Here is a 1,303-nt window from a genome sequence, read left to right as displayed (position 1 = left end):
TAATAGTCCGTTAAAAATTCACCATATCGGCTAAGCGGCTTCTGCCACTATGCCAAAGAGTTCTTTGATAAGTTTAGTATTAAAAGTTCTGTTCGGTTTCAGACCGGACCTGCTAAAAATTCTTTTGAGCATATAAATATTACTCAGATAGGCCTTTAGCAATCCGATGGAAAGCGACGGATAGTATTGTTGCCGCATGAACTTTGCAATGTTTACCGAGGCCAGTGAAGCATTGAAAGCGAAGTCGAGTTTCCTCAAGTCTCTTGCCTGACAATCATTGAGTCCGGAAAACAGCTTGGAATCCCGAAAGCAAAACTCAATCTGGAATCGTGTACGGTAGTATTCGATGATGCCTTTGGCCGACATATCAAGGTCGGTGGAGAAATAGATTTTGTGTCCTCCTGATTTTGGATAATGAACCACGACTTTGATGTTGCGTTTCATTGCCTTTGAATATGCCTTGACTGAGTAGGCCCTTCCTCCTTCAATGTCGAGAATCTCGCAACGCTGAAGGTCGAGTTTCTCAAAATCAATCTTCTCGCCTTTGATACGCGGTCGTCCCCGTTTGCCTGTGTGAACACCGCTATGTGAATACCATAAGGCGGCATCATCACGCAGGCGACTGATGACATGGAATCCCATCAGACAGGTGTCATTGACGAACTTTGCCTTTGAAAACCATGCATCTGCAACGACATAACGTGTTATGCCGAGCAACTTGTCCTTGTATTTGCGGAGTACGTCAAGATACCAGTCCACTAGATTGTAATTTTCGCCTTGCTTTTCCAGATACGCCTTGCTCGGCGTCTGTTCTGCACGTAGCATCATACAGTCCCGGCTATCAATGTTAATAATGGCGATACCGAGAATTTCCAATCCTCGTTTCATCGCAGAAGCGCATCCCGACCAGAACTTACCGATATAAGGAGTCTTATTTCCCGACTTTGAAATGTGGCTTGCGTCTATGGCAATGGCTTTTCTAGCACTTTCACCAAATCGCTGCCGCATAAGGAAGAGATTGAACTGCATCCAGTCAAACTCATGTTCAAACAACTGCCGGAAGCGTTGTTCCGAGCTGTCTGAGTAACGTCCCATTTGGGTGAAATTAATCTTTCTTGGTAGTACCATATACAAAATCATGAGTTGAATGAATGCAGTTTTAAAACTTTTGCGTAACTTCGCTGAACAACTTTTCAAAGCATCGGTTACGATTTCCTCATATTGGTCAAGTGCTGTTTTGTTCATTGCTTTAATGTGTGGTAGGATACCATTAAAGATAATGAAAATCAGCCACTTGGCCTAT

General features: G+C 43.4%; 1 protein-coding gene. It reads right to left on the bottom strand.

Annotation, left to right across the window (positions count from 1 at the left end):
- Positions 1–30 precede the first annotated feature (30 nt).
- On the bottom strand, positions 31–1,095 hold the full coding sequence (locus tag M1B78_RS18360; RefSeq protein ID WP_257941485.1) for a transposase: 1,065 nt from the start codon (positions 1,093–1,095) through the stop codon (positions 31–33).
- Between the last annotated feature and the right edge of the window lie 208 nt (positions 1,096–1,303).

The sequence above is a fragment of the Bacteroides muris (ex Fokt et al. 2023) genome (assembly GCF_024704895.1).
Taxonomy (GTDB): domain Bacteria; phylum Bacteroidota; class Bacteroidia; order Bacteroidales; family Bacteroidaceae; genus Bacteroides; species Bacteroides muris.
This window is presented reverse-complemented; position numbering and strand designations above follow the sequence as displayed.